The sequence below is a fragment of the Microbacterium sp. genome, assembly GCF_049661145.1.
Classification (GTDB): Bacteria; Actinomycetota; Actinomycetes; order Actinomycetales; family Microbacteriaceae; genus Microbacterium.
In genome coordinates this window covers 1-3,954 of sequence record NZ_JBASZT010000075.1, presented here as the reverse complement: position 1 = coordinate 3,954, position 3,954 = coordinate 1, and the positions used below count along the sequence as shown (strand labels likewise).

General features: G+C 72.5%; 2 protein-coding genes and 1 pseudogene. 2 read left to right on the top strand and 1 reads right to left on the bottom strand.

Features of this window, described 5'->3' with window-relative positions; translation table 11 throughout:
• A partial coding sequence (locus WBP48_RS03445) for a 3'-5' exonuclease (RefSeq protein WP_424436136.1) occupies positions 1-1,942 on the top strand: 1,942 nt, incomplete at its 5' end.
• A 138-nt stretch (positions 1,943-2,080) separates the two neighbouring features.
• Here the strand turns inward: WBP48_RS03445 and WBP48_RS03440 are convergent.
• On the bottom strand, positions 2,081-3,388 hold the full coding sequence (locus tag WBP48_RS03440) for a phosphotransferase (protein WP_424436133.1): 1,308 nt from the start codon (positions 3,386-3,388) through the stop codon (positions 2,081-2,083).
• A gap of 239 nt (positions 3,389-3,627) precedes the next feature.
• On the opposite strand from WBP48_RS03440, the pseudogene WBP48_RS03435 reads away from it, so the two are divergent.
• Positions 3,628-3,954, top strand: a pseudogene (locus tag WBP48_RS03435) (NAD(+) diphosphatase); the annotation flags it as partial.

The window sequence follows — 3,954 nt, the reverse complement described above, 5'->3', positions numbered from 1 at the left end:
CGTCGCGCGCGCACCCGCGGGCGGGCCGACCACGGGTGCCGTGCTGCTGCGCAGCAAGAAGCATATGGTGCGCTTTGCCGACGCGCTGGCTCGCCGCGGCGTCCCGCACCGCATCCTCGGCCTCGGTGGACTGCTGTCCACCCCCGAAGTCGTGGACGTCGTCTCGGCGCTGCGCGTGATCAGTGACCCCCGCGCGGGCTCCGCGCTCATCCGCCTGCTTGCAGGTCCTCGATGGGCGATCGGGCTGCCGGACCTGCGTGCCCTTGCCGAGCTTGCCCGGCGCATTTCCCGACACGACAGTGCTCTGCAGCCGCTGGCGCCCGAGATCGTGAAACGGATGCGTACCTCGGCGGGGGACGAGCAGGCGTCGCTCATCGACGCTATGGACTTCTTCGCCCGGCATCCGCCCGATCATGGCTGGCTGAACGACTTCACCTCCGTTGCCCGAGAGCGGCTGCGCGAGGCGGCGGCGGTGTTCGCGGCGCTGCGGCGGCAGGCGGGACTGCCGATCCCCGAGCTCGTGCGCATGATCGAGCAGGAGTTGCGTCTGGACATCGAGCTCGCCGCGAACGAGGCGCGGGGGCCGGCACGGATCGCGAGTGATCAGCTGCGCGCCTTCGTCGACGAGCTCCACGGCTTTCTCGCGACCGACGAGCGCGGATCGCTCCCGAGCCTGCTGGCGTGGCTCGACCACGCCGAACGTCTCGATGAGTTCGCCCCGCGCACCGAGCCGCCCGAGGACGACGTCGTGCAGCTGCTCACGATCCACGGCTCGAAAGGGCTGGAGTGGGATGCCGTTGCTGTCGTGCGACTGGTGGAGGACGAGCTGCCCACGCGAGCGAAGGACACGCAGGGCTGGCTCGGGTTCGGCGTGCTGCCGTACGAGTTCCGCGGCGATGCACCGTGGCTGCCACGACTTCGCTGGCGGGCCGACGAGGCACCGACCCAGCAGGAGTTGAAGGCCGCGCTTACGCAGTTCGCCGCGGAGAACCGCGCGCGCCAGATCGAGGAGGAGCGGCGGCTCGCCTATGTCGCCGTCACTCGCGCGCGCGATCACCTGCTGCTGACGGGCTCGACGTGGTCGGGGACCAAGAGCCCGCGGCGGGCGAGCCGATTCCTCCGCGAGATCGCCGCGGCGCTGCACGCCGAGCCCGCCCGGGGGTTCCCCGAGCTGGACGAGGCCGGCGAGAACCCGTACGAGGGGGAGCGGCGAATGCTGCAGTGGCCCCTCGATCCGCTGGGCGTGCGGCGCCCTGCGGTCGAGCGCGCCGCGGGGCTGGTACGCGAGGCGACTGCGCGATCCGTTGCCCACGCCCCCGAGCCCACGCGGGAGTTGACCTTGCTGCTGGCCGAGCGGGCCGCCCGCGAGAACCCGGCGGCCCCGGCCGCGCCCGTGCGCATCCCGGCATCCCGATTCAAGGACTTCCTCGGTGACGCGCCCGCGCTACGTCGGCCGATGCCCGAGCGCCCCTACCGGCAGACGCGCCTGGGCACGCTGTTCCACGCCTGGGTTGAGCAGCGGTCCGGTGTGGTGGGGGTCGGCGGCTCACCCGACGAGGCGCTGTGGGACGACGAGCCCGGTGGCGACACCGACACGACGGAACTGGGCGTGCTGCAGCAGCGGTTTCTCGCGTCGGAGTGGGCGCACCTGCAGCCGTTGGAGGTCGAGACCGAGATCGACGTCGCCGTGCCCGACGCTCTCGGCGACGGCCGCACGCACGTCATCATCTGCAAGCTCGACGCCGTCTACCGCCGGGGCGACCGTGTCGAGATCGTGGACTGGAAGACCGGCCGCGCCCCGCGCACGCCGGCCGAGCGCGACGAGCGGATGCTGCAGCTGCAGCTGTACCGGCGGGCATACCACGCGAAGCACGGCATCCCGCTGGATGACATCGACGTCGTGCTCTTCTACGTCGCCGACGGTCTCGTCCTCCGCGGCTGACCCCCGTTGCCCCCGCCCCCGCCGCCGCCCCCCTTTCCGCGAGACCGCGTGTGTGGGTCGAAACCCGCGGAAAGAGCGTGGGGTCTCGACCCGCAGCGGCGGTCTCGCGGATAGCGAGGGCGGGGACGGGGCGAGAAGTCAGGCGGTGCCGGTCCAGCGGCGCAGGGCGTTGAGCGCGGCGGTGTCGCGATCGATCTCGTCGGCCGTGCGGTCGAGGTCGGATGCGTCGTCGAACACCGTGGCCCCTGCCCGATCCGATGCGGCCGCGGCGATCGCGGCAGCACCCGAGCCTCCGCCGCGCGTGGCGGACCAGTCTGAGAGCTCGATCGGCACCGTCTCGACCTCGCCGGATGGAGCCGCGCCGTCCCCGGCCTGTCCAGCGGCCTCCTCGGCGAGGAACGCGGCGAGCGTGTCGGCATCGAAGCTGTCGGTCTGCATCGAGGTGTCCACCGCCGCGCCGGCAGGGACGCGCTCGGTGGCGGCGATGGCATCGTCAGCGGTGACCTGATCGTGGAAGCGGACCGGTTCGTCGCGGACGCTTTCGTCGAGCGACTCGAGCAGGGCCACGGCGTCCGCCACGACGGCCTCGTCGCCGTCGGCGTGCCCGTGCACGAGCCACTTCGCAAACTCCAGTTCGGCGTACAGCCGTGCGCGCTCGGCGAGCAATGCGTCGGGAGCGCGGTGCGACCGGCGAGCGTACTCGTCGAGCACGTCCACCTGCGCGGCCGGCGCCGCCGCCGTCCATCGCACGTCGACAGCGGGGTCACCGACTCCCAGACCGCCCCAGGTCAGCAGACCGGTCACCACCGGCATGCCGTCGGCATCGTCTTCGAAGACGAAGGATGCCGGGTCCACCCCGCCCAGCACCACGGTCGTCTCGAACCGCCAGAGTGGATCGGAACCGAGCGCCGTGCTCCACCGGCGCAGCAGGCCGAAGGGAAGACGTCCCGTCGCCTCGGCGAGATCGAGCAGGCGCTCGGCCTCGTCACGCACCTGCGCGGCGGTGCGCATCGGCAGCCTGGCGTCGCGGACGACGGTGACGGGCAGATCGTGGACGGCGGCGATCGCCGCCGCCAGTGCCGTCGCAACGCCCGGTCCCGCCGGCACATGCGCCGCATCGACGCGGTATCCGGGCAACAGCGTCTGCACGAGCGTCAGGTACCCATCGACGCCCGTCCGGCCGAGCACGTCGGGAGCGCCGAACGGCAGCACACCGCGCACACCGGCGGTCAGCGACGCCAGTGCGCGTGCCTCGTCGCGGAGTTCGGCGTCGGCCTCGTCGTCCACCGGTACGCGCACGACGACGCGGCGACCGTCGTCGAGTTCGGCGACGGCGCTGTCGTACCGACCGGACACCCCTTCGGTGAGGGGACCGACGCCCACCACGGCGACGCGGGGAAGGGCGGAGGTCACTGCCGCGGCTAGAGTGAGGGGTGAGCGTGCCATGACCCCAGGGTAGGTGTGCCGCACTCCGTCCCCGTGCGCGCCACGCCCGGCGAGGAAGGTCCCGGATGCCGTCGTCAGATTTTCACGGGCGCTGTCGCGCCACGGGGCGAGAAGACCTGCCTCGGGAAGGCGAGACTTTCGCGTCAGATTTTCACGGGCGCTGTCGCGCCACGGGGCAAGAGGACCTGCCTCGGGAAGGCGAGACTTTCGCGTCAGATTTTCAGGGGCGCCGTCGCGCCGTGGAGGCGAGAAAACCTGCCGCAGGCTCACCCCCGCCGCTTGCGCGCGCCGGCATCGACCGGGCGGCAGAGGAGCGCGCCGACCCCGACCTGCTGTACCGGTTGCGCGCTGATCGCGCGACGCGGGTCGTCGCGGTGCACGGTGACCGCACGCTCCTCGCCGCCGACCAGACCCTGCGAACCATCGCGGTGCAAGCCGTCCGCGAGGGCGTGGAGTGGGGCTTTCTCGGGCGCGACGCGGAGGGCCGGGGAGTGCTCCTCGCGGCAGCGAGCGGCTCGGACGCCTCGCCCCTCACGCCCGCCGCGGCAGACATCTGGGGTGCGCTG

Coding starts and splice junctions, on each gene's coding strand:
- WBP48_RS03440 (WP_424436133.1), bottom strand. CDS start 3,388: ATGGCACGCTCACCCCTCACTCTAGCCGCGGCAGTGACCTCCGCCCTT.